Source organism: Pseudomonas sp. CCI1.1 (assembly GCF_034348165.1).
Lineage (GTDB): Bacteria > Pseudomonadota > Gammaproteobacteria > Pseudomonadales > Pseudomonadaceae > Aquipseudomonas > Aquipseudomonas paracarnis.
In genome coordinates this window covers 3455423-3479705 of record NZ_CP133780.1, presented here as the reverse complement: position 1 = coordinate 3479705, position 24283 = coordinate 3455423, and the positions used below count along the sequence as shown (strand labels likewise).

Genomic DNA, 24283 nt, shown 5'->3' with positions numbered 1-24283 from the left:
CAGCCACCATCACAATAATAAAGGGGCACACCCGTGACCACGCCAGACAACGGCTTTGCAGAGATTACCCACCGTGAACTGGGCCTGAGGCGCCAGCTCACTTCCGGCCAGATGAGCATGATCGCCATCGGTGGCGCCATCGGCACCGGGCTGTTCATGGGCAGCGCCTACGCCATCGGTTATGCCGGGCCGAGCGTGCTGGTGAGCTACGCCATCGGCGCGTTGATTACCTTGCTGCTGATGGGCTGCCTGGCGGAGATGACGGTGGCCCATTCCACCTCCGGCTCCTTTGGCGCCTATGCCGAGTTCTACATCAGCCCGTTGGCCGGGTTCCTGGTGCGGTATGCCTACTGGGCGGCGATTGTGCTGGCGGTGGGGGCCGAGGTCACGGCGGTGGCGATGTACATGAAGTACTGGTTTGCCAACGTGCCGGAGTGGGTGTGGATCGTGTCGTTTTCCAGTGTGCTGATCCTGCTCAACGCGATCAGCGTGAAGACCTTCGGCAACTTCGAATACTGGTTCTCGACGATCAAGATCAGCGCTATTGTCGGTTTCATCATACTGGCGGTGTATGTGGTGTTCGGCTCTGGTAACCCCGACTACGGCGTGCAGAACTACACGGCCCACGACGGCTTTTTCCCCCATGGCTTGAGTGGCATGTGGATCGCGGTGATCGTGTCGATCTTCAGCTACCTCAGTGTCGAGATGATCGCCGTGGCCGCCGGTGAAGCCGCCGACCCGGAGCAGGCGGTGAAGAAAGCCTTCCGCGCTACCATCGTGCGGCTGGTGGTGTTCTATCTGCTGACCCTGGCGCTGATGCTCGCCATCGTACCGTGGAACCAGGCCGGCCAGGCCCAGAGCCCGTTTGTCACAGTGATGCAGACCATCGGCATTCCCGGCGCCACTGGAGTGATGAATTTCGTGATCCTGATCGCAGCGCTGTCGGCCATGAACAGCCAGCTCTACATCACCACGCGCATGATGTTCAGCCTGTCCCGCGCCGGCTTTGCGCCCAAGTCCATGGGCGCGTTGAGCAAGAACGGCATTCCGCTCAACGCTTTGCTGCTGTCCAGTTCGGGTATTGCCCTGGCGACGTTGCTCAACGTGGTGTACCCGGAAAGTTCGTTCACCCTGATGATGGCGATCTCGATGTTTGGCGCGATCTTCACCTGGTTCATGATCTTCCTCACTCACCTGTTTTTCCGCCGCTATCGCAAGCGTCATGGCGGGGCGAAGTTGTCGTTCCAGTTGCGCCTGTTTCCCTACAGCACGTTGCTGGGGTTGGTGCTGATGGGGGCGGTGATGATCACCACCTACTTCACCGACGCCTTCAAGATGACACTGGTGTTTGGCGTGCCGTTCCTGCTGATTCTGTCGGCTGTGTATTACGGGTTCTTCCGCAAGGGCAGGGCCAAGGCGTCGAACAAAGCCCTGGCATAACCCGGCAGTTGCTCGAACGAGCGTGCGCATAACAGCAGTTTGCGGCAGGCCCACTCCTCTTGCAGGGGGTGGGCCTTGAAACGACGTTCTGATGGCCAGCGCGCCAAGGCGGCCTGAGGCACGATGCCCAGGCCCGCGCCGCCGGCGACCATGCGAATCACCCCATCAAAACCGTCGGCGCGAATGCGCGTCTGCAAGCGAAAGCCAGCGTGCAGTGCCTGTTCTTCCAGGTAAACCGCCAACGCGCTGTTGGCCCCCAGGCCCACGTAGTCGTATTGCAAGCTCTCGATAAAACTCGCGCTGGTCAACGGGTGGTCCAGGGGCATGATCAGCACCAGCGGGTCGTCGCGAAACGCCAGGGTCTGCAAGCCGTGGGTGTCTACTGCATCGGAAATAATCCCCAGCTCGGCGGTGCCCTGGCGCAAGGCGTGGGTGATGCGCAGGCTGGGCAACTCTTGCAGGTCGATATCGAGGTTGGGGTGCTCGCGCAAAAACTGCGCGAGCAGTTCAGGCAGGTACTCGCTGAGGGCGGTGGTATTGCACAGCAGGCGTACCTGGCCTTTGACGCCATTGGCGTATTCGGCCAGGTCTTGCTGCAGATGGTCGGCCTGCTGCAACAGCAGGCGGGCATGCCGGGCCAGGGCTTTGCCCGCGGGTGTTGGGGTCACGCCACGGCGGCCGCGCTCGAGAAACGCAATGCTCAGTGAAGACTCCATGGCTCGGATGCGTGCGCTGGCGGCAGCCAGGGACAGGTGGCTGCGGGCCGCGCCGGCGGTGATATTGCCGCTGTCCAGGATGTGCAGGTAGAGGCGCAGGTCGATGAGGTCAAAGTGCATGAAGTTTCCCTGTGACTGGAAGGGCCTCATCGCAGGCATGCCAGCTCCCACACTTGAATGTATTCACAATTCCAAATGTGGGAGCTGGCTTGCCTGCGATAGCGTCATCAGCCTCACGCAAAACAAGAGGCTGGCTCAGTATATGGCGAATTTTCAGCCACTCTCCAGCCCTGCACAATCGATGCATGAATACCTTCCTCTCCTTCTACCAAAACCTCGGTCCCGCACTGACAGCGCTGGTCATCACTACCTTCCTGCTGGCCGGTACGGTGAAGGGCGTCATCGGCCTGGGCTTGCCCACTGTAGCCATGGGCATGCTTGGCCTGGCTATGCTGCCGGCGCAGGCTGCGGTATTGCTGATCATTCCTTCGACGGTAACCAACCTCTGGCAACTGTCCTTTGGCGGGCACTTGGGTGCCTTGCTCAAACGCCTGTGGCCGATGCTGTTGCTGATTTTCCTCGGCACCGGGCTGGGCACCTTGTGGCTAGGCATGGGTAGCGGACCTTGGGTGGTGCGTGCCCTGGGCGCGGCTTTACTGGTGTATGCGCTGAGCGGGTTATTCCTGCCGACCTTCAAGGTCGCGCCCCGAACCGAGCGCTGGCTGGGCCCCATGTGCGGGGTGATCACCGGCATCATTACCTCGGCCACCGGTGTCTTCGTGATCCCTGCGGTGCCGTACCTGCAGGCGCTGGGCTTGAGCCGTGACCAGTTGGTGCAGGCGCTGGGGCTGTCGTTCACCGTATCGACGTTGGCACTTGCCGCCGGGCTGGCTTGGCGCGGTGTGCTGGGCGGGGGTGAAATGGGGGCGTCGGTGTTGGCGCTGGTGCCGGCCTTGCTGGGGATGTGGCTGGGCCAGGTGGTGCGTCGGCGTATCAGTGCCGTGTGGTTCAAACGTGGATTTTTTACCGGCATGGCGTTGTTGGGAGGCCATTTGTTGCTGGCTGGTTAATAATGAGCGGGCATTTTTCAGCCGTTAATGAAGGACTGCCCGTGAAAGCCCGTTCCGATGAGCTACAGATCTTCGTCAGCGTGATTGAATGCGGCTCGATTTCTGCCGCCGCCGAAAAGGTCGGGCAAACGCCGTCTGCGGTCAGCCGCACGCTGTCGCGCCTGGAAGCCAAGCTCGATACCACGCTGATCAACCGCACCACGCGACGCATGGACTTGACCGAGGAGGGCAAGTACTTCTTCGAGCAGGCCAAGCTGATCCTGGCGCAGATGGATGAGCTGGAAGAGCGCCTGTCCTCGCGCCAGAAAAAGCCGGCCGGGCGCCTGCGTATCAACGCCGCCGTGCCGTTCATGCTGCATGGGATCGTGCCGTACATCGCTGAATTTCGCAGCCTCTACCCGGATATCCAGTTGGAGCTCAACAGCGATGATTTGATCATCGACCTGCTGGAGCAAAGCACCGACATCGCCATTCGCATCGGCGCCCTTGCCGACTCGACCCTGCATGCGCGGTTCCTGGGCAGCACGCCGCTGCATGTCCTGGGCAGCCCCGACTACCTCAAGCAGTACGGCACGCCGACGACCGTTGCCGAGTTGGCTGATCACACCTTGCTGGGCTTCACCCACACTGAGACCCTCAACCACTGGCCGCTGCGTCACGGCGAAGGTGACCGCTGGCTGATCCAGCCCAGTGTGAGCGCGTCCAGTGGCGAAACCCTGCGCCAGTTGGCGCTGCAGGGGCAGGGTATTTGTTGCCTGTCGAATTTCATGACCGTCGCTGACATCGACGCCGGCCGCCTGGTGCCCATGCTGGAGGCGTCCAACAGCGGTTATCGCCAGCCGATCCACGCGGTGTTCTATCGCAACTCGCAATTGGCACTACGCATCCAGTGCTTCCTGGACTTTATTCAGGCCAAGCTGGCGCGGTATGCGCGCTGATTCGTGACCTGAGCGCAAGAGTGAATTGGGCCGCACGGGCTTATTCGGCAGCAGTGGGAGCTGGATACTGGGCGCATCACTTACCCAGTCAGGAGCAACCTCCATGAATGTATTCGTTACCGGTGCAGCAGGGTTTATTGGCGGTTCCATCGCTACCGGCCTGGTCAACGCTGGCCATGACGTCACCGGCTTGGTGCGCAGCGCCGAACAAGCCGCCGAAATGACCGCCCTGGGCATTACGCCGGTGATCGGCACCCTCGACGACGCAGCCGTATTGACCGAGCAGGCACAGAAGGCCGATGCGGTGATCAACGCCGCCAGCAGCGACCATCGCGCCGCTGTGGAAACCTTGCTGGCCGCCTTGAAAGGCTCGAACAAGCCGTTCCTGCATACCAGCGGGTCGAGCATTGTCGGTGATGCGTCGGGCGGCAAGGCCAGTGAGGTCATCTACTTCGAAAGCAATCTGCCTGAGCCGACCGTCGACAAGGCTGCCCGCGTGGCTATCGACAACCTGATCCTCGCGGCGGCCACTGACGGCATCAATTCGGCGGTGATCTGCAACACCCTGATCTACGGCCACAGCCTGGGCGTGAAGCGTGACAGCGTGCAATTGCCGCGCTTGCTCAAGCAGGCGCGCAAAAGCGGAGTAGTGCGCCATGTGGGCAGCGGGCAGAACATCTGGTCCAACGTGCATATTGAAGACGTGGTCGCCCTGTATCTGCTGGCGCTGACCAAAAACGTCCCGGGTACTTTCTACTTCGTGGAAAGCAGCGAAGCAGCATTCATCGACATGACCACGGCGATTGCCCAAGCGCTGAACCTAGGCAAACCACAGGATTGGCCATTGGCCGAGGCTGAGGCCGAGTGGGGGTATGAAATGGCCAATTACGGGTTGGGCTCCAACAGCCGCGTGCGCGGTAAACACGCTCGTGAACTGTTGGGCTGGGCGCCGAAGCGTACGTCGGTGGTGGAGTGGATTCGCAACGAGATGATTTGATGTTCGCTTAGCACCGCGGCGTGGCCATCGCGGGCAAGCCCGGCTCCCACCTTTTTAAGGTGTGACCCCTATCAAATGTGGGAGCTGGCTTGCCTGCGAAAGAGGCGACTCGGTACCTCGGAGCTGACACTTCACTAGCCCCACCCGACGCAATTCCGTACCATTCCCCGCCTTATCCCCCGCAACTCCCTGGTACTCCATGAACCTCACCCGTCTGCGCGCCGACGCCCTGGCCGGCCTCACCACGTCTTTCGCCTTGCTGCCCGAATGTATCGCCTTTGCCTTGGTGGCTCATCTCAACCCGCTGATGGGCCTCTACGGTGCTTTCATCATTTGCACCCTCACCGCGTTGTTCGGCGGCCGGCCAGGCATGGTCTCGGGCGCCGCCGGTTCGATGGCGGTGGTGATCGTCGCGCTGGTGGTGCAACACGGTGTGGAGTATTTGCTGGCGACGGTATTGTTGGGCGGGTTGATCATGGTCGCTTTCGGCCTGTTGCGCCTGGGCAAGCTGGTGCGCATGGTGCCGCATTCGGTAATGCTCGGCTTCGTCAACGGCCTGGCGATCATCATTGCGCTGGCGCAATTGGAGCATTTCAAGAGCGGCGAAACCTGGCTCAGCGGCACGCCGCTGTACGTGATGGCCGGGCTGGTGGCAGTCACCATGGCCATTGTGTACCTGCTGCCGCGCCTGACCCGTGCCGTGCCGCCCGCGCTGGTGGCGATTCTGGGTGTGGGCCTGGCGGTGTACCTGCTCGGTTTGCCGACCCGTACCTTGGGGGATATGGCGCACATCGCCGGTGGCTTGCCGACCTTCGCGCTGCCGCAGATTCCCTGGACCCTGGAAACCCTCGGCATCATCGCGCCCTACGCGTTTTTGATGGCGATGGTTGGCCTGTTGGAAACCTTGCTGACCCTCAACCTCACCGACGAAATCACTGAGACCCGTGGTTATCCTGACCGCGAAAGCGTGGCCCTGGGCGCGGCGAATATGGTCTCGGGTCTGTTTGGCGGCATGGGTGGTTGCGCGATGATCGGGCAAACCGTGATCAACCTCAGCTCGGGCGGGCGTGGGCGTTTCTCCGGGGCGTTTGCCGGGGTGATGATTCTGTTGTTCATTCTGTTTCTGTCGCCACTGATCGAGCGGATCCCGCTGGCGGCGTTGGTGGGCGTGATGTTCGTGGTGTCGCAACAGACCTTCGCCTGGGCGTCGCTACGGGTGATCAACAAGGTGCCGCTCAATGATGTGCTTGTGATCATGGCGGTGACGATCATTACGGTGTTCACTGACCTGGCCACCGCTGTGCTGTGCGGTATCGTCATCGCCGCGCTGAACTTCGCCTGGCAGCAGGCGCGGGAACTGTACGCCGATGAACACCTGGAGGCCGATGGCAGCAAGCTCTATCGGCTGCACGGCACGTTGTTCTTTGCCTCAACCACGCCGTTTTTGAATCAGTTCGATCCGGCCAACGACCCTGCTCAGGTCACGCTGGATTGCCGTCACCTGAGCTTTGTCGACTATTCGGCGATTGCCGCCCTGATGACCCTGCGCGAGCGCTACACCAAGGCTGGCAAGCACCTGCGGGTACTGCATTTATCCGAGCGCTGCAAAAAACTGCTCAAGCGCGCCAAGGTTCATCACGACTGACGCCTTCTTCTGTAGGAGCGAGGTTGTTATTACGGCCCGACCAGGTCTTCCAGCTCCTGGGCGCGGGTCTGGGTCATGTCCAGCACGCAGCCTGAGCCGTTTACCTGATCAATCGTGCCGCCGGTGGCGCTGCCTGCGTAGGCGCAATTGGCGTCGCGGTATTTGATCCACAGGCGCTGCACGTCTTGCAGTTGCTGTTTGCGCGGGCCTTCCTGGGCGGCGAGGGCGGTTTTGTAGGCACGGTTCAGGCGGTCGTCCTGCACCTTGGTTTGCCTGGCGTTGCAATTGACCATGTCGGCGGTGGTATTGGCGCTGTCCATGCATTTTTTCAAGGCAGGGTTGTCGGCGGCATAAGCGCTGCTGCACAAGAGCAGGACGCTGGCGGCAATTGTGGTGCGAATCATGAGCGGGTTCCTGAGCAATGGATGCGCAGTCTATGACTCAAGGGCGGCGTTTGAGTTTCCGCCTTCTCTGATCTTCATGTAAGAACACCCTCCGGATTTTCATCCACCCACGTCGGGCATATCCCCAAGCGACAACGCTTATCCGTGGGCGAAAATTACTTTCATAAAAATTGAAAATGCTCCTCGGGAATGATTTATGAGTTTCACAACCAATTCGACGTGACCCTTTCCGAGGAGTACCGCATGGCCGCATCACCGGGCTTCGGGCTGTTGGCATACGCTGCCATCGCCATCATTGCATTGATCGTGCTGATCGCACGCTACCGACTTAACCCCTTTATCGTGATTACCCTGGTGTCCATCGGCCTGGCGCTGATGGCCGGAATGCCGGCGGACACCATCATGGGTTCGTACGAGGCGGGTGTCGGCAAGACCCTGGGGCATATCGCCCTGGTGGTGGCGCTGGGCACCATGCTCGGCAAGATGATGGCCGAGTCCGGTGGCGCCGAGCAGGTGGCGCGCACGCTGATCAACCGCTTCGGTGAGCGCAATGCCCACTGGGCGATGGTGTGTATTGCGTTTCTGGTGGGGCTGCCGCTGTTTTTCGAGGTCGGCTTTGTACTGCTGGTGCCGATTGCCTTTACCGTGGCGCGGCGCGTGGGCGTGTCGATCCTGATGGTCGGGCTGCCGATGGTCGCCGGCCTGTCGGTGGTGCATGCGTTGGTGCCGCCGCACCCGGCGGCGATGATGGCGGTGCTGGCCTATAACGCCTCGGTCGGGCAGACGGTGCTGTATGCGATTTTGATTGGCATCCCCACGGCGATCATTGCCGGGCCCGTCTACGCCAAGTTCATCGTGCCGCACATTCAGTTGCCAGCGGAAAACCCGCTGGAGCGCCAGTTCATCGAGCGTGAACCGCGTACACGCCTGCCCAGCTTTGCGCTGACCATGGGCACCATCCTGTTGCCGGTGGTGTTGATGATGATCGGCGGCTGGGCCAACGTGATTTCTACGCCGGGCAGCGGTTTCAACCAGTTCCTGTTGTTTATCGGCAACTCGGTGATCGCCCTGTTGGTGGCGACCCTGGTGAGTTTCTGGACCTTGGGCCTGGCCCAGGGCTTCAACCGCGAGTCGATCCTCAAGTTCACCAACGAATGCCTGGCGCCGACCGCCAGCATTACCTTGCTGGTGGGCGCGGGCGGTGGGTTGAATCGCATCCTGGTGGACGCTGGTGTTACTCATGAAATCCTTGGCCTGGCTCATGCGTTCCAGTTGTCGCCGCTGGTGATGGGCTGGCTGTTCGCCGCGTTGATGCGCGTCGCCACCGGCTCGGCCACGGTGGCCATGACCACCGCGTCCGGGGTGGTCGCGCCGGTCGCCTTGGGCCTGGGTTATCCACACCCTGAATTGCTGGTGCTGGCGACTGGTGCGGGCTCGGTGATCTTTTCCCACGTTAACGACGGCGGCTTCTGGCTGATCAAGGAATACTTCAATATGACGGTCATCCAGACCTTCAAGACCTGGACCGTACTGGAGACCCTGATTTCGCTGGTCGCCTTCGGTCTGACCTACGGCTTGTCCCTGGTGTTATGAGCCTGATTCTATAACCGGAGCCTGCATGGACATCCTCTACCAGATCCGCGCCCGCCAGGACTCGTTCAGCGCCGGCGAAGGGCGTATCGCCAAGTTGATGCTTGAAGATGTGGGCTTTGCCGCCTCGGCCAGCCTGGAGGCGTTGTCCCAGCGGGCCGAGGTCAGCACCGCGACCTTGTCGCGTTTTGCCCGCAGCGTTGGCTGCCGTGACTTGCGCGATTTGCGCCTGCAACTGGCCCAGGCCAGTGGTGTGGGCAGCCGCTTCCTGGACCCGGCGGGGTTGCCGGAACAGTCGGCCTTTCATCGGCAAATTCTGGGCGATATCGAAGCGACGCTGCGCCAGCATTTGTCAGGTTTTAACCAGCACAGCTTTGTCGATGCGGTCAGTTTGCTGGGCAAGGCGCGGATGATTCATGCGTTCGGCATGGGCGGCCCCTCCAGCCTGTGCAGCGATGAATTGCAGGTGCGCCTGGTGCGTCTGGGCTACCCGATTGCGGCCTGCCATGACCCGGTGATGATGCGCGTCACGGCCGCGACCCTGGGCCCGCAACATGCCTTGATTGTCTGTTCCCTCACCGGCCGCACACCTGAATTACTGGATGTGGTGAAACTGGCGCGCAACTACGACGCACGGATCATTGCCATCACCCTCGCGGACTCTCCCCTGGCCGAATTGGCGGATGTCCTGCTGCCGCTGCAACCGGCGGAAACCAGTTTTATCTACAAACCCACCGCCGCCCGCTACGGCATGCTGCTGGCCATCGACCTGCTCGCCACCGAGCTGGCGCTGGCCCTGCCGGACGACAACCAGGAACGCCTGCGCCGGATCAAGCTGGCCCTGGATGATTACCGCGGCGGCCCTGACAGCCTGCCGCTTGGAGACTGATATGACGTACGACACGCTGATTCGCCAGGCGCTGATCATCGATGGCAGTAACACCCCAGGGTATGTCGCCGATGTGGGCGTGCACGCAGGGCGCATCCGCACGATTGGCGACTTGTCCACAGCCCGGGCCGAGCAAGTCATCGACGCCCATGGCCGCGTATTGGCGCCGGGTTTTATCGACGTGCACACCCACGATGACACGGTGGTGATCCGACAGCCGCAGATGCTGCCCAAGCTCAGCCAAGGCGTGACCACGGTGATTGTCGGCAACTGTGGCATCAGCGCCTCGCCGGTGAGTTTGCGCAGCGACCCGCCGGACCCAATGAACTTATTGGGCAAGCGTGAGCAGTTCTGTTATCCGCGGTTCAGCGATTATCGCAACGCAGTGCAAGGCGCCGATCCGGCAGTGAACGTTGCCGCCCTGATCGGCCACACGGCGCTGCGCAGCAACCATATGGATGACCTGCATCGCACCGCCACGCCCTATGAAATCGCGGCCATGCGCGTGCAGTTGCAAGAGAGCCTGGAGGCCGGCGCCCTTGGGTTATCCACAGGCCTGGCCTACGCCAGCGCATTCAACGCCGAGACTGATGAGGTGTTGCAGCTTGTTGAAGAACTGACGGCCTACGGTGCGGTGTACACCACGCATTTGCGCAGCGAGTTCGAGCCGGTACTGGAGGCAATGGATGAGGCGTTTCTGATCGGCCGACATGCCAGGGTGCCGGTGATTATTTCCCACCTTAAATGCGCGGGTGCCGGTAATTGGGGGCGCAGTCCGCAGTTGTTGGCGGCTCTGCAAGCTGCAGCGGAAAATCATCCGGTGGGCTGTGATTGCTATCCCTATGCTGCCAGTTCCTCGACCCTGGACCTCAAACAGGTCACCGACGCGTTTCGCATCACCATCACCTGGTCAACACCGCACCCGCACATGGGCGGGCGCGATTTGCAGGACATCGCTGGCGAGTGGAACGTTTCGCTGTTGGAGGCCGCTCGCCGTTTACAGCCGGCAGGGGCGGTGTATTACGGGATGGATGAAGCCGACGTTCGGCGCATCCTTGCGCATCCGTTGTCGATGGTGGGCTCGGACGGCTTGCCTGAAGACCCGTTTCCTCATCCCCGCTTGTGGGGGGCCTTCCCACGTGTACTCGGGCATTTCAGTCGGGATGTCGGCTTGTTCCCTTTGCACACGGCGGTGCACAAGATGACCGGCTTGTCGGCGGCGCGCTTCGGGCTGGCTGAGCGTGGCGAGATCCGTGAAGGCTACTGGGCTGACCTGGTATTGTTCGACCCCCTGCGGGTGCGGGATGTGGCGGATTTCACCGCACCGCAGCGCGCAGCTGAAGGGATTGATGGCGTGTGGGTCAATGGCGTATTGAGCTATCGCGATGGGCAGGCGAACGGCGCGAGAGCAGGCCGGTTCCTGGCGCGTAGCGGGGATTTGCGTGGTGGGTTTACGGCTCTATAGTGGGGCTTCTTTTATACGGAGCTGTCGCCATGCACTTAGGAAAAGTCGTCCCCATTCTGCGGATTTTTGACGAGGTCAAAGCCTTGGAATTCTACGTCGACTTCCTGGGGTTCAAGGTCGATTGGCAGCATCGTTTCGAGGCGAATTTCCCGTTGTACCTTCAGGTCTCGCTGGGGGAGTGCGTGCTGCATTTGTCCGAGCATCATGGTGATGCTTCGCCGGGGGCGGCGGTGCGAATTCTGGCCCACGGGGTCGATGCGTATCAGCAGCAGTTGCTGGGCAAAGAGTACCGATATGCCAAGCCTGGGGTTGAGGACACGCCCTGGGGTTCGCGGGAGATGAGTATCCGTGACCCGTTTGGGAATCGGCTGGTGTTTGTCGAGGACAGCGAGGTCTGAAGGGTAAATGGCAGGCAAAAAAAAACCGCCTTAGTAGGGCGGTTTTTTATTGCAAACCCAGTGAGTGGCTGGGGTTTGCTATCTCAAAGGACGCATTGACCCGCAGGTGGATACTAACTGCCGGTCACGTCGTCACGCAAGACGGAACGATGGCCGGCATGGATCCTTTAGGCATCTTCTCTTGCCTGATTTTGACTGCAAAAGCTTGCAATGAATCTATCGGCGATACTGGATATTTGACCACTGTTAGACACACCTTAGACGGGAATGTTGGTTAGGATCTTCCCCGTTCTGCGTTTGTCGCTTTTGGGGGGCCGGGTACGCGCGCGAATTCTGGACTGACCGCCACGGGCTAGTAATCCGTGCCGGATTGATACGGAAGGCCCACTAGCCCGGCCACCTCAAAGGACGCATTGACCCGCGTCCAAAGGCTCACGTGTTCCGGTAAGTGCGCTGGAGGTAAGGCCCAACTCTAGGAGGGCCGAGTATGTCTAAGTTTGCACGACGTACGTGGAACCTCGTAGTGAATGCTTTACGTGTTTATCACGTGTGGACATTCCTGCGGGACAGCTTTGATGACCAATAAGGTCTGAGAAGTGGAGCCGCCTCGGCTTAAATTGAGGCGGCTTTTTTTGGTTTTTTAAACCCGGAAATGACTGACCATCTGCTGTAACTGGCTACCCAATCGAGCCAGTTCCACACTCGACTTGGCCGTCTCATCACTGGCAGTCGCGGTCTGCTCGGACACATCCCGCACATTCACGATACTGCGGCTGATCTCTTCCGCCACGGCGCTTTGCTGTTCGGCGGCCGCTGCAATCTGCTGGTTCATCGACTGGATATTCGACACGGTGCGGGTGATGTTTTCCAAGGATACCCCGGCCTTGCGCGTCAGCTCGACACTGCTGTCGGTGAGGCTGCGGCTGTTGTTCATCACGCTGGCGACTTGTTGGGTGCCGTTCTGCAAGCCGGCCACCAGGCCTTCGATTTCCTCGGTGGATTTCTGTGTACGCTGGGCCAGGCCGCGTACTTCGTCGGCGACCACCGCGAAGCCACGCCCGGCCTCACCGGCACGCGCGGCTTCAATCGCGGCGTTCAGGGCCAGCAGGTTGGTCTGTTCGGCCACCGCCTTGATTACGTCCATCACGCTGCCGATCTTGTTGCTCTCTTGTTGCAGGTGCGTCATGGCGTCGGTAGAGCGGGCGACTTCAGCCGCCAGGCGTTCGATCTGGGCGATGGCTTCGGCCACCACCTTGTCGCCTTCGCGGGCCTGGCCGTCGGCGTCGGAGGCGGCTTGGGACGCCTGCTCGGCATTGCGCGCAACTTCCTGCACGGTGGCGGTCATTTCATGCATGGCGGTGGCGACCTGATCGGTCTCGATCTTCTGGCTGTTTACCCCGGCGCTGGTTTGCTCGGTTACGGCCGATAGCTCTTCAGCGGCGCTGGCGATCTGGGTCACGCCATCGCGGATGCCGCTGATCAACTCGCGCAGGGTCGTGCCCATGCGCTGGATGCCTTGTTGCAGCACGCCCAGCTCATCACGGCGGGTTACCTGGATGTTGTGGCTCAAGTCACCCGAAGCGATGCGCTCTACCACCGCCAGGGTGTCCTGGATCGGGCGGGTGATCTGACGGGTGATGACCCAGGCGGCAATTACGCCAACCAGCAAAGCCAGCAAGGTGCTGATCAATTGCAGGCTGCGGGCCTGGGTGCTTTCAGCGTCGCGACGTTCCAGTTGGATGTCGTACAGCTTGTCGCTGATCGTCACGATATCGGCGCCCTGGGTGGTCATTTCGGCGCGGGCGGTGACGATGTTGGCGTTGGCTGCCTTGTAGCTCTGCACGGCGCTGCGGTAGGCACCGAGGGCGGTTTCCAGGGCCGACAATGCGCTTTGCTGACCGGTACCGAACGCCGCGCTGAGGTCCTTCAAACCGGCGACGGCTTTTTCCAGTTGCGCCGCAGCGCGGGCTTCGGTTTCTGCGTTGGGACTATTGGTATAGCCGCGCACTTCGTAGCGAGCTTGCTGGAACTCATTCTTGGCTTGGGTCACGGCCAGAAATTGCGTGAAGCGTTCCGGGCTATCCGGCGCCTGTTGCACACTGGTTTGCAGCGCATTGATTTGCGCGTTGGCGACATCGGCCTTGGCGCCCATGACGTCGCGCGCAGCGTTGCCATTGCGGTAGGCCTCGCGCATTTTGTTCAAGGACTGGCGGTAGGCGGTAATGACGGCTTTCTGGTCATTGAGCAGCTTGAGGTTTTCCGGGCTCTTGAAGCTATCCAGCAGCTTCTGTTGCTGAGCGGCGAAGGCATCGAGGCTGGTCTGTACGTTCTGCGCCACGGCTTCGTCGCCATTGGCCAGCATGTATTGCAAGCGCACGATGCGCAGCTTGGTCAGCGAGGCGTTGAGCTGGGTGATATCGCTCATCCAATTGCTACGGTCGATCAAGCCGCCGAGGCTGGTCCAGCCCGTGAGCGCCAGGACTGAAGTGAGGACCAACACCAGGCCGAAGCCCAGGCCGAGTTTGAGATTGACGCTGATGTTACCGAACCAGCTGTTCATCGAAAGCTCCTTGAAGAGTGATGTCTGTCTGCTGGACGGTGTGTTGTTGTTTGAGCCAGCCAAGATGTGTAGGGCTGTATCGGCGGCAAGGGACAATTCTGAAATACTTTTATTGCCGGGCGACGAAGGGTCATCGGCACGCTAAGGCGATGCCGGGGTGGGGCTGATCATGGGCCGCTCTTGTGTGCTAGTCTGCGGGCCCTTTTAGTTCTGGGCAGCGCGGGAAACCGTGGTGTCCTACAGCGGAGCCTCTTCATGTCCGAAGTTAATCTGTCCACCGACGAAACCCGCGTCAGCTACGGTATCGGCCGTCAGTTGGGCGACCAACTGCGCGACAACCCGCCACCGGGCGTGAGCCTGGACGCAATCCTGGCCGGTCTGACCGACGCGTTTGCAGGCCAGCCAAGCCGTGTTGACCAAGAGCAAATGGCAGCCAGCTTCAAAGTGATCCGCGAAATCATGCAAGCCGAAGCCGCTGCCAAGGCTGAAGCTGCTGCGGGCGCTGGCCTGGCTTTCCTGGCAGAAAACGCCAAGCGTGATGGCATCACCACCCTGGCTTCCGGCCTGCAATTTGAAGTGCTGACCGCCGGTACCGGCGCGAAGCCGACCCGTGAAGACCAAGTGCGCACCCACTACCACGGTACCCTGATCGACGGCACTGTGTTCGACAGCTCCTACGAGCGCGGCCAACCTGCGGAATTCCCGGTGGGTGGCGTGATCGCCGGCTGGACCGAAGCCCTGCAACTGATGAATGCCGGCAGCAAATGGCGCCTGTACGTGCCGAGCGAACTGGCTTACGGCGCTCAAGGCGTTGGCAGCATCCCGCCGCACAGCGTTCTGGTATTCGACGTCGAGCTGCTCGACGTTCTGTAAGACCTGCTGATTACCTGTTGGGACGAACGCGTTCGCCCCAACAGGCATTTGCCAGTTTCTTCATGGATGGAACTTGCCATTCAAGTCGGTCGCCGGGCGCAACGCTCGTGCATAGCAGAACAGAAACAGATTCCTTACCACCTCCTTCAGCACCCCAGGCTCACTGGAACTCAGGCCATTCACGTCCAGATCGCCTTGGTCCTGTAGCTCGTTCAGCGCTTCTTCCTCAAGCACCGCACAGACTTCACCGGTTTCCCGATGCAGGATTCGCAGGTAAGGGTGGGGGCGATCCAGCCAGGCATCTATCAAATAAGTCATGGTCGTTCTCCTTGATGGGTTTCAATGAGAATAATTCTTATTCGTAGAATAGCAAGCGTCTATTGGCAGTTTCTGGGTTTTTCTGTGTGGGTATTGCGTTCGATCAACGCAGAGGGCGAAACGCCATCCCGCGGCGGGCGCGGGATGGAATGCAGCAGGATCAGACTTTGCGTACGAACTCGGACTTGAGTTTCATCGGGCCGATCCCGTCGATCTTGCAGTCGATATCGTGGTCGCCGTCGCACAGGCGGATGTTCTTGACCTTGGTGCCGACCTTGACCACCAGGGAAGTGCCCTTGACCTTGAGGTCCTTGATCACGGTGATGGTGTCGCCGTCCTGCAGGACATTGCCCACAGCGTCTTTCTTCACGGTTTCATCACCAGCCACTTCGGCCTCGCCAGTGGCGGACCATTCATGGGCGCATTCCGGGCAGATCAGCTGGGCGCCGTCTTCGTAGGTGTATTCGGAATTGCATTTCGGGCAGGGAGGCAACGTGCTCACTAAAGCTCCTAGAAAGTCAGGGATGGCTAAAAGTCGCACATTATATAGGGTTTTAAACGCGGATGGGGTTGGACTCGTCCTAATGTGGGAGCTGGCTTGCCTGCGATAGCGGCAGTGAGTTCACTCCAGTCATCGCAGGCAAGCCAGCTCCCACATTAAACAGCGCGGAATCAGTGAGTACGGGCGACCGCAAACTCACTCAGCTCAACCAGGGCATCCCGGTATTCACTGGCCGGCAGCGCTTGCAGGCATGTGATCGCCCGCGCCACGTAGTCACGCGCCAGTTGCGCGGTGTACTCCAGGGAACCCGAAGCTTCTACAGCGGCACGGATGGCTTCCAGGTCTTCGATCCCGCCTTTCTGGATCGCCTTGCGCACCAAGGCGGCCTGTTCCGGCGTGCCTTCGCGCATGGTGTAGATCAGCGGCAAGGTCGGCTTGCCCTCGGCCAGGTCGTCACCGACGTTCTTGCCCAGGGTTTCGGCGTCGCCCTTGTAGTCGAGCAGGTCATCCACCAGTTGGAACGCCACGCCCAGATGATCACCAAAGGTACGCAGGGCTTCGGCCTGTTCGGCGGTGGCGCCACACAGCGCGGCAGCACTGTGGGTAGAGGCTTCGAAGAGCATCGCGGTTTTGCCGCGAATTACTTCCATATAGGTTTCTTCGGTGGTGCTGGCGTCGCGCACCTTGGACAGCTGCAACACTTCGCCTTCGGCGATGATGCGCGTGGCCTGTGAAAGAATCTTCATCACCGGCATCGAGCCCAGCTCGACCATCATTTCGAACGAGCGCGAATACAGGAAGTCGCCCACCAACACGCTGGGCGCATTGCCCCACATCGCGTTTGCAGTCTCGCGACCACGGCGCATGCCGGACATGTCGACCACGTCATCATGCAGCAAGGTGGCGGTGTGCAGGAATTCGATCGTGGCGGCCAGCAGGCGCAGGTCATCGCCTTGGCGGCCCAGGGCCTTGCCGCACAGCAACACTAATAAAGGACGCAGGCGTTTGCCGCCCGCCGACGTAATATAGTCGCCAATTTTGGAGACCAGCGGCACTTTAGACGTCAGCTGCTGTTTGATGATGCCGTCGACGGCGCTAAAATCGTCCGCGACCGCGCGGTAGAAAGCTTGGGGTTGCATCAGCGACAGTCGCTCCAGAAGGGTTGCGCGGCATGCTAGGACCCTGACCCCCGGGTGTCAAGGCGCGATAGACGGCCCCTTGCAAGCCTCCCATAGCTTGCGTACAATCGCGCACCCTGAACTTCCTGGGCAGCACCTGCCTTACGCAATTGCATTCGGGACGTCCATCCCATGCAGCCATGCCAGCCAATACCTCTTCTTATAAAGCGCTGGGTGAGCAGGATTATCGGAGAAATACCATGTCGTACGCAGTAATTGTTACTGGTGGCAAGCAATACAAAGTCGCCCCAGGTGAATACCTGAAGATCGAGAAATTGGAAGTCGCTACTGGCGAATCCGTTACTTTTGATCGCGTTCTGTTGGTCGCCAATGGCGATGACGTGAACATCGGCGCTCCAGTTGTTGCTGGCGCTACCGTTGTGGCTGAAGTGATCTCCCAAGGTCGTCACGATAAAGTCCGCATCATCAAGTTCCGTCGTCGTAAGCACCACATGAAGCGTATGGGCCACCGCCAGTGGTACACCGAGATCAAAATCACCGGTATTCAGGCTTAATTTCAGCCTAATTCCTCACTAGGAGAATTGACTCATGGCACACAAAAAAGCTGGTGGTAGTACCCGTAACGGTCGCGACTCAGAAGCCAAACGCCTTGGCGTGAAGATGTATGGCGGCCAGAAAATCATTCCGGGCAACATCATCGTGCGTCAGCGCGGCACCCAATTCCACGCCGGTTACGGTGTTGGCATGGGTAAAGATCACACCCTCTTCGCTAAAATCGAAGGCGTGATCAAGTTCGAAGTAAAGGGCGCGTTCAACCGCCGTTACGTGAGCGTTGTCGCAGCTTAATTGCGAGATCGCTGGAAAAGCCCTGTCTTGCGACGGGGCTTTTTCGTTTGTGGAGTGAGTCTCTTGCAAAGCTGTCTGTGATGAGCTCAGGCGCTGGTTTGCGGTCGCTGATTGAGGTCGCTGCGCTCATTTTTGCAAGAGTCTTATGTCTTGGTTTCTTAAGCTCGTCCATGCGGCGAGAGGCGTTTTGTTATGAAGTTCGTTGATGAAGTTTCCATCCGAGTAAAAGCAGGCGACGGCGGTAACGGTTGCATGAGTTTCCGTCGCGAAAAATTCATCGAAAACGGTGGCCCGAACGGCGGTGACGGCGGTGACGGCGGTTCCATCTACATGATGGCCGACGAAAACCTCAACACCCTGGTCGACTACCGTTACACCCGGCACTTCGATGCCGAGCGTGGCTCCAACGGCGGCAGCACCGACTGCACCGGTAAAAAAGGTGAAGACCTGGTACTGCGCGTACCGGTCGGCACCACGATCATCGACTCCGCGACCCAGGAAGTGATTGGCGACCTGACCAAGGCCGGCCAGAAACTGATGGTTGTGCAGGGCGGCTGGCACGGTTTGGGTAACACCCGATTCAAGTCCAGTACCAACCGTGCACCACGCCAGACCACGCCGGGCAAGCCGGGCGAGCAGCGCGACCTGAAGCTGGAAATGAAAGTACTGGCGGACGTGGGCCTGCTGGGCCTGCCGAACGCGGGTAAAAGTACCTTCATTCGTTCGGTATCGGCCGCCAAGCCGAAAGTGGCCGACTACCCGTTCACGACCCTGGTGCCAAACCTGGGCGTGGTCAGCGTAGACCGCTGGAAAAGCTTCGTAGTCGCCGACATTCCTGGCTTGATCGAAGGCGCTTCCGACGGCGCGGGTCTGGGTATTCGCTTCCTCAAGCACTTGTCCCGTACCCGTTTGCTGCTGCACCTCGTCGACATGGCACCGCTGGATGACACCAGTGCCGCCGATGCCGCCGAAGTCATCGTCAGCGAACTGACCAAGTTCAGCCCGGCCCTGGCCGAGCGCGATCGCTGGTTGGTACTGAACAAGTGCGACCAGATCCTTGAAGAAGAGCACGAAGAGCGCGTCAAGGAGATCGTTGATCGCCTGGAGTGGGAAGGCCCGGTCTACGTCATCTCGGCCATCGCCAAAGAAGGCACCGAGCGCCTGACCCGCGACATCATGCGTTACCTGGAAGACCGTGCCGACCGCCTGGCGGCCGACCCGGTGTACAAGGCCGAACTCGCCGAACTCGACCAGCAGATCGAAGACGAAGCCCGTGCCCAGTTGCAGGCCCTGGACGACCAGCGCGCCCTGCGCCGCAGCGGCGTGAAGTCAGTCCACGACATCGGCGACGATGATTGGGACGAAGAAGACGTGGATGATGAAGATGGCCCGGAAATCATTTACGTGCGTGACTGATCCGTTGCGATAAACTTGAACGCCGCTCCCTGGAGCGGCGTTTTGGTATCCGGGTATAACGTTATGGGCAGCGCTGGGTCGCGCGGCCCTCACTCTAAGGTTGAAGATGATGCGGAGCAAAGTGACAGGTGCGCAGCGCTGGGTCGTGAAAATCGGCAGTGCGCTGTTGACGGCGGATGGCAAGGGTCTGGACCGCGCAGCCATGAGCGTCTGGGTCGAGCAGATGGTGGCCTTGCATGAGGCAGGCGTTGAGTTGGTATTGGTGTCGTCCGGAGCGGTTGCCGCCGGGATGAGCCGTCTCGGCTGGACCGCGCGACCCAGCGCGATGCACGAACTGCAAGCCGCTGCCGCCATCGGCCAGATGGGCCTGGTGCAAGCCTGGGAGTCCAGCTTTGCCGAGCACGGTCGCCACACGGCGCAGGTGCTGCTGACCCACGACGACCTGTCCGACCGCAAGCGCTACCTCAACGCCCGCAGCACCTTGCGCGCGCTGGTGGAACTCAAGGTCATCCCGGTCATCAACGAGAACGACACCGTGGTCACCGACGAAATCCGCTTCGGTGACAACGACACCCTGGCCGCCCTGGTGGCTAACCTGGTAGAGGCCGACCTGTTGGTGATCCTCACCGACCGCGATGGCATGTTCGACGCCGACCCGCGTAACAACCCCGATGCCCAGCTTATCTACGAAGCCCGCGCCGACGACCCGGCGCTGGATGCGGTCGCCGGCAGTGTCGGCGGTGCCCTGGGCCGCGGTGGCATGCAGACCAAACTGCGCGCCGCTCGCCTGGCCGCGCGTTCCGGTGCCCACACCATCATCGTCGGCGGGCGCCTGGAGCGCGTGCTGGATCGCCTCAAGGCCGGTGAGCGCATTGGTACGCTGCTGTCGCCGGAACGCGGCATGTTGGCCGCGCGCAAGCAGTGGCTGGCCGGTCACCTGCAAACCCGTGGCACCTTGGTGTTGGACGCGGGAGCCGTATCGGCCTTGTCCCAGGGCAACAAGAGCCTGCTGCCGGTGGGTGTGAAGTTGGTACAGGGCAGCTTCCGCCGTGGCGAGATGGTGGTGTGCGTTGCGCCAGACGGTCGCGAGATCGCGCGCGGCCTGGCCAACTACAGCGCTCTGGAAGCACAGAAGATTATTGGACAATCCTCCGACGCCATTGTCGGACTCTTGGGTTATATGGCGGAACCGGAACTGGTTCACCGCGACAACCTGATCCTGGTTTAACCATAGGAAATACACGATGCGCGTGATAAAGGGATTGCTCGGCCTGCTGTTGGCCATGCCGCTGCTGGCTTCGGCCGAAGAAGTCGGCCAGGTGTCGACAGTGTTCAAGTTCGTCGGCCCCAACGACCGGATTGTGGTTGAAGCGTTTGACGACCCCAAGGTCGATGGCGTGACGTGCTACTTGTCCCGCGCCAAGACCGGCGGGGTAAAGGGCGGGCTGGGTCTGGCCGAAGACCGTGCCGAGGCCTCGATCGCTTGCCGCCAGGTGGGCCCGATCCACTTCAAGGGTGAACTCAAAGACGGCGACGAAGTGTTCAAGGAGCGCACCTCGCTGGTGTTCAAGACCATGCAGGTGGTGCGTTTCCTCGACAAGAAGCGCAACACCCTGGTGTATCTGGTCTACAGCGACCGCTTGATCGAAGGCAGCCCGCAGAATGCGGTGACGGCGATCCCGATTTTGCCCTGGCCGACCGCTCAGTAACCTGCAGGCGAGTTTCGTCACCGGCGTCTATGATTGCAGCCTTTCGGGTTGTAAGCTCCGAAGGGCTGCAATGCAAAGAACATGGGATATCTGGAGTTCGTCATGAGTGCTTTCCACGATCTGAAACTCAAAGCCTTGGACGGACAAGCGCTACCGCTGGCGCCTTTCAAGGGCCAAGTCGTGCTGGTGGTGAATGTGGCGTCCAAATGTGGTTTGACCCCGCAATACGCGGCGCTGGAAAACCTCTACCAGCAGTACAGGGGCCAAGGGTTCACAGTGCTCGGCTTGCCATGCAACCAGTTTGCAGGCCAGGAGCCCGGCACCGAGCAGGAGATTCAGCAGTTCTGCAGCCTGAACTACGGCGTGACCTTTCCACTGGGCAGCAAGATCGAGGTCAACGGCCCTGATCGGCACCAGCTGTACCGCTTGCTGGCGGGCGAGGGCGCTGAGTTTCCTGGGGATATCACCTGGAACTTCGAGAAATTCCTGTTGGGTAAGGATGGCCGGGTACTTGCGCGTTTCTCGCCCCGTACGCCCCCAGAAGATCCCTCCATCATCCAGGCCATCGAAAAAGCCCTGAGTTGACGCCTACAGGTATTCGGGCGCTTCTATACCTTAATCATTTAGATCAATAGTGCTTTGAGAGACGCTCTGCTCTCCATATTATCCACGTCATAAATTTCTTAGCCGTGGAGCGCTCCATGCCCGTCCAAGCCTTGTTCAAACCCTTCCAGCTCGGTGCATTGCAATTGTCGACCCGCGTGGTCATGGCGCCCATGACCCGCTCGTTCTCCCCAGGTGGCGTACCCAACTCGAAAGTCATTGAGTACTACCGTCGCCGTGCCGCTGCCGGTGTGGGCTTGATCATCACTGAAGGCACCGTGGTCGGGCACCCAGCCTCCAACGGCTACCCCAACGTGCCGCATTTTTACGGTGAAGCCGCCTTGGCCGGCTGGAAGAAAGTGGTCGATGCAGTCCACGCCGAAGGCGGCAAGATTGTCCCGCAACTGTGGCATGTGGGCAGTGTGCGCCGTATCGGCACTGAACCTGACGCCAGCGTGCCGGCTTATGGCCCGATGGAAAAGCTCAAGGACGGCAATGTCGTTGTGCACGGCATGACCAAACAGGACATCACGCAGGTGATCAACGCCTTCGCCCAAGCGGCCAAGGATGCCCAGGCGATCGGCATGGACGGCGTGGAAATCCACGGTGCCCACGGCTACCTCGTCGACCAGTTTTTCTGGGAAGGCAGCAACCAGCGCACTGACGAATACGGTGGCAGCCTGGCCAACCGCTCGCGCTTTGCCATCGAACTGATCCAGGCGACCCGCGCCGCTGTCGGCCCGGATTTTCCGATCATCTTGCGTTTCTCCCAGTGGAAGCAGCAGGACTACACCGCGCGCCTGGTACAAAGCCCTGAAGCGTTGGGTGAGTTCCTCAAGCCATTGTCTGACGCTGGCGTGGATATTTTCCACTGTTCCACCCGTCGTTTCTGGGAGCCGGAATTTGAAGGCTCGGACCTCAACCTGGCCGGCTGGACGCGTCAGCTCACCGGCAAGCCAACCATCACGGTGGGCAGCGTGGGCCTGGATGGCGAGTTCCTGCAGTTCATGGTCAACACCGACAAAGTCGCCCAGCCTGCCAGCCTGGAGAAACTGCTGGAGCGCCTGAACAACGATGAGTTCGACCTCGTGGCAGTGGGCCGTGCATTGCTGGTGGACCCGGATTGGGCGGTGAAGGTGCGCGAAGGGCGTGAAGGCGACATCCTGCCCTTCAGTCGTGAGGCGTTGACGACCTTAGTGTAAGGACTCGGACTCCCTGTGATGGGGCACAGGGAGTTCTGTTGCTTTAGTGATTAATACTCTGGCCGCTTATTCAGCTCTTTGTGATGATCAGTCTTGAGCCCATCTTTGTGCCCAGGCTGGCCGTAGGTTGGCGGTTCTGCACGGGATTGATCCAGCCATTGTTGCTGGCGTGTCCACTCCGCGGTTGGCATGTTGACGCCATTGCGTACACCCATTCCATAAATTGGCATTGTTCATTATCTCCATATTCAAAGGGCCTGCTTGATCGGCAGGTCTCTATGATTGGCGTTACGCAACCGTTGGTTCCCGGTTTAAATACCAGGCAAAACTTGAGTGGCCGGTAGCAGGCTCGCCATGCGTTTGATCATTGACCGATTGTTCAGCGCACGTAAGGTTGCGTTGGAAGGTCAAAACTCTCCCCGCACACCCCACGTAACTGATGCTCGAATTGCTCGACAATCGCTGGCCAGCCTTGGCGGCTTGCGTGTTGACGGGCATTGAGGCGCATACGGCGTAAACCTTCTGCGTCCTCCAGCAGCCAATTGGCGGCATCGCAAAACGCATTTTCATCCCCCGGCATCGCCAGCACCCCGTTATAGCCATGACGAATATGCTGGGTGGCGGCTGCCTGGTCGTAGGCCACAACTCCCAGTCCTGAAGCCATGGCCTCCAAAACCACATTACCGAATGTTTCGGTCAGGCTGGGGAACAGGAACACATCGCCGGATGCGTAATGACGAGCCAGTTCTTCACCGCGCAAGGCACCGCAGAAAATGGCGTCGGGAAGGTCTTTCTCCAGCATGGCTCGTTGCGGCCCATCACCAACGATGATCAGTTTCATCTGACGCAGTGGGTATCTGTCTTGCAAGGTCTCGAAACAGCGCTTGAGCAGTCCCAGGTTCTTTTCCTGAGCCAGTCGTCCTACATGCAGTACTGCGATTTGCTCATTATTCAATGCCCAGCGTTCGCGCAGAGTGCTGTCGCGTTTGGCGGGGTGGAACAGTTGGCTGTCGACGCCTCTGGCCAACATCCCCAAGCGCTCAAAATGCCGACGCTCCAGTTCCAGACGCTGACTGGCGCTCGGTACCAGGGTCAGGCTCGAGCGGTTGTGAAACCAGCGCAGGTAATGGGTGACCACGCGACTGAGCAGGCTCAAGCCGTACTGGTTCGAATACTGCTGAAAGTTGGTATGAAAGCCGCTGACGACGCTGATTCCCAACCGCCGCGCCGCCCGCAAAGCGGACAATCCCAGCGGCCCTTCGGTGGCGATATACAACACATCCGGGCGCTGCCGGCTCCAGCGTCGGAGCAGTTTTCGCATCGACGATTGGCCCCATTGCAGCCCTGGGTAACCGGGTAATGGCCAGCCGCGGCACAGCAGCAGTTGATCGTCACTTGATCGGCTCTTATCGGTGTTCTGACGTGGGCGCACCAGTTCGACCTGATGGCCGCGTGAGCGCAAACCCTCGCACAGGCGGCCAAGGGTATTGGCCACCCCGTTGATTTCCGGCGGGAAGGTTTCGGTAATGAGGGTGATGTGAAGCGAGGCTGTCGTCATGACCC

The 24283-nt window shown here is 60.2% G+C and carries 23 protein-coding genes and 2 pseudogenes; 17 read left to right on the top strand and 8 right to left on the bottom strand.

Annotated features, from left to right (window positions below; translation table 11 throughout):
- Positions 1 to 33: 33 nt before the first annotated feature.
- Complete coding sequence (locus RHM69_RS15670; RefSeq protein ID WP_014719903.1) at positions 34 to 1440, top strand: amino acid permease; 1407 nt, start codon at positions 34 to 36, stop codon at positions 1438 to 1440.
- On the opposite strand, the gene RHM69_RS15665 is transcribed toward RHM69_RS15670, so the two are convergent.
- Positions 1386 to 2276: a LysR substrate-binding domain-containing protein gene (locus RHM69_RS15665; protein WP_197883523.1), complete on the bottom strand. Its 891-nt coding sequence runs from the start codon at positions 2274 to 2276 to the stop codon at positions 1386 to 1388. The genes RHM69_RS15670 and RHM69_RS15665 overlap by 55 nt on opposite strands.
- Before the next feature lie 185 nt (positions 2277 to 2461).
- On the opposite strand from RHM69_RS15665, the gene RHM69_RS15660 reads away from it, so the two are divergent.
- The 4 genes from RHM69_RS15660 to RHM69_RS15645 all read left to right on the top strand — a co-directional run bounded on the left by RHM69_RS15660 (position 2462) and on the right by RHM69_RS15645 (position 6806).
- Entirely contained in the window at positions 2462 to 3226 is a 765-nt protein-coding gene (locus tag RHM69_RS15660) for a sulfite exporter TauE/SafE family protein (protein WP_014719902.1), read from the top strand.
- Between the two features lie 41 nt (positions 3227 to 3267).
- Entirely contained in the window at positions 3268 to 4164 is an 897-nt protein-coding gene (locus RHM69_RS15655; protein ID WP_200600156.1) for a LysR family transcriptional regulator, read from the top strand.
- Between the two features lie 103 nt (positions 4165 to 4267).
- Entirely contained in the window at positions 4268 to 5161 is an 894-nt protein-coding gene (locus RHM69_RS15650; protein WP_032902517.1) for an NAD-dependent epimerase/dehydratase family protein, read from the top strand.
- A gap of 199 nt (positions 5162 to 5360) precedes the next feature.
- Positions 5361 to 6806, top strand: a complete 1446-nt coding sequence (locus tag RHM69_RS15645; RefSeq protein ID WP_032902518.1) for a SulP family inorganic anion transporter — start codon at positions 5361 to 5363, stop codon at positions 6804 to 6806.
- Between the two features lie 29 nt (positions 6807 to 6835).
- Here RHM69_RS15645 and RHM69_RS15640 read toward each other — a convergent pair whose 3' ends face one another.
- Positions 6836 to 7210, bottom strand: a complete 375-nt coding sequence (locus RHM69_RS15640) for a lysozyme inhibitor LprI family protein (RefSeq protein WP_032902520.1) — start codon at positions 7208 to 7210, stop codon at positions 6836 to 6838.
- 189 nt (positions 7211 to 7399) lie between these two features.
- Between RHM69_RS15640 and RHM69_RS15635 the strand changes: the two genes are divergently transcribed.
- Genes RHM69_RS15635 through RHM69_RS15620 form a run of 4 tightly spaced genes read left to right on the top strand, consistent with a single transcriptional unit; the run spans position 7400 to position 11552 of the window.
- Complete coding sequence (locus tag RHM69_RS15635; protein ID WP_200600154.1) at positions 7400 to 8803, top strand: gluconate:H+ symporter; 1404 nt, start codon at positions 7400 to 7402, stop codon at positions 8801 to 8803.
- A 25-nt stretch (positions 8804 to 8828) separates the two neighbouring features.
- The gene (locus tag RHM69_RS15630) at positions 8829 to 9689 is read left to right on the top strand and encodes a MurR/RpiR family transcriptional regulator (RefSeq protein ID WP_014719896.1); all 861 of its coding nucleotides are present in this window, start codon (positions 8829 to 8831) and stop codon (positions 9687 to 9689) included.
- A 1-nt stretch (position 9690) separates the two neighbouring features.
- On the top strand, positions 9691 to 11154 hold the full coding sequence (locus tag RHM69_RS15625; protein WP_020302506.1) for an N-acyl-D-amino-acid deacylase family protein: 1464 nt from the start codon (positions 9691 to 9693) through the stop codon (positions 11152 to 11154).
- A 29-nt stretch (positions 11155 to 11183) separates the two neighbouring features.
- The gene (locus RHM69_RS15620; RefSeq protein WP_200600146.1) at positions 11184 to 11552 is read left to right on the top strand and encodes a glyoxalase superfamily protein; all 369 of its coding nucleotides are present in this window, start codon (positions 11184 to 11186) and stop codon (positions 11550 to 11552) included.
- A 640-nt stretch (positions 11553 to 12192) separates the two neighbouring features.
- Here the strand turns inward: RHM69_RS15620 and RHM69_RS31115 are convergent.
- Positions 12193 to 12789, bottom strand: a pseudogene (locus RHM69_RS31115) (methyl-accepting chemotaxis protein); the annotation flags it as partial.
- Positions 12790 to 13095: 306 nt separating this feature from the next.
- A pseudogene (locus RHM69_RS31110) lies at positions 13096 to 14112 on the bottom strand (methyl-accepting chemotaxis protein); the annotation flags it as partial.
- Between the two features lie 255 nt (positions 14113 to 14367).
- On the opposite strand from RHM69_RS31110, the gene RHM69_RS15610 reads away from it, so the two are divergent.
- Positions 14368 to 14985: an FKBP-type peptidyl-prolyl cis-trans isomerase gene (locus RHM69_RS15610; protein WP_014719893.1), complete on the top strand. Its 618-nt coding sequence runs from the start codon at positions 14368 to 14370 to the stop codon at positions 14983 to 14985.
- 60 nt (positions 14986 to 15045) lie between these two features.
- Here RHM69_RS15610 and RHM69_RS15605 read toward each other — a convergent pair whose 3' ends face one another.
- The 3 genes from RHM69_RS15605 to RHM69_RS15595 form a co-directional block, all read right to left on the bottom strand.
- Entirely contained in the window at positions 15046 to 15303 is a 258-nt protein-coding gene (locus tag RHM69_RS15605; RefSeq protein ID WP_005791321.1) for a hypothetical protein, read from the bottom strand.
- 160 nt (positions 15304 to 15463) lie between these two features.
- Positions 15464 to 15805: a zinc ribbon domain-containing protein YjdM gene (locus tag RHM69_RS15600; protein ID WP_014719892.1), complete on the bottom strand. Its 342-nt coding sequence runs from the start codon at positions 15803 to 15805 to the stop codon at positions 15464 to 15466.
- 170 nt (positions 15806 to 15975) lie between these two features.
- Positions 15976 to 16944 (bottom strand): polyprenyl synthetase family protein, encoded by a 969-nt coding sequence (locus RHM69_RS15595; protein ID WP_014719891.1) that lies wholly within the window; start codon positions 16942 to 16944, stop codon positions 15976 to 15978.
- Between the two features lie 239 nt (positions 16945 to 17183).
- Between RHM69_RS15595 and rplU the strand changes: the two genes are divergently transcribed.
- The 7 genes from rplU to RHM69_RS15560 all read left to right on the top strand — a co-directional run bounded on the left by rplU (position 17184) and on the right by RHM69_RS15560 (position 22720).
- Complete coding sequence (gene rplU, locus RHM69_RS15590; RefSeq protein ID WP_007950961.1) at positions 17184 to 17498, top strand: 50S ribosomal protein L21; 315 nt, start codon at positions 17184 to 17186, stop codon at positions 17496 to 17498.
- A gap of 34 nt (positions 17499 to 17532) precedes the next feature.
- On the top strand, positions 17533 to 17790 hold the full coding sequence (gene rpmA / locus RHM69_RS15585) for a 50S ribosomal protein L27 (RefSeq protein WP_003176049.1): 258 nt from the start codon (positions 17533 to 17535) through the stop codon (positions 17788 to 17790).
- Between the two features lie 192 nt (positions 17791 to 17982).
- On the top strand, positions 17983 to 19206 hold the full coding sequence (cgtA, locus tag RHM69_RS15580) for an Obg family GTPase CgtA (RefSeq protein WP_003194084.1): 1224 nt from the start codon (positions 17983 to 17985) through the stop codon (positions 19204 to 19206).
- A 109-nt stretch (positions 19207 to 19315) separates the two neighbouring features.
- Positions 19316 to 20434, top strand: a complete 1119-nt coding sequence (gene proB / locus RHM69_RS15575) for a glutamate 5-kinase (RefSeq protein ID WP_019817476.1) — start codon at positions 19316 to 19318, stop codon at positions 20432 to 20434.
- Between the two features lie 16 nt (positions 20435 to 20450).
- Positions 20451 to 20915 carry a CreA family protein gene (locus RHM69_RS15570; protein ID WP_014719889.1) on the top strand — a complete coding sequence of 155 codons (465 nt, stop codon included), beginning with the start codon at positions 20451 to 20453 and terminating at the stop codon, positions 20913 to 20915.
- A 102-nt stretch (positions 20916 to 21017) separates the two neighbouring features.
- Positions 21018 to 21500, top strand: coding sequence for a glutathione peroxidase (locus RHM69_RS15565; protein WP_058410972.1), 483 nt, complete (start codon positions 21018 to 21020; stop codon positions 21498 to 21500).
- A gap of 116 nt (positions 21501 to 21616) precedes the next feature.
- Positions 21617 to 22720, top strand: a complete 1104-nt coding sequence (locus RHM69_RS15560) for an NADH:flavin oxidoreductase (RefSeq protein WP_014719887.1) — start codon at positions 21617 to 21619, stop codon at positions 22718 to 22720.
- A 379-nt stretch (positions 22721 to 23099) separates the two neighbouring features.
- Here the strand turns inward: RHM69_RS15560 and RHM69_RS15555 are convergent, their stop codons facing one another.
- Positions 23100 to 24278 carry a glycosyltransferase family 4 protein gene (locus RHM69_RS15555; protein ID WP_019817477.1) on the bottom strand — a complete coding sequence of 393 codons (1179 nt, stop codon included), beginning with the start codon at positions 24276 to 24278 and terminating at the stop codon, positions 23100 to 23102.
- Positions 24279 to 24283: the final 5 nt, after the last annotated feature.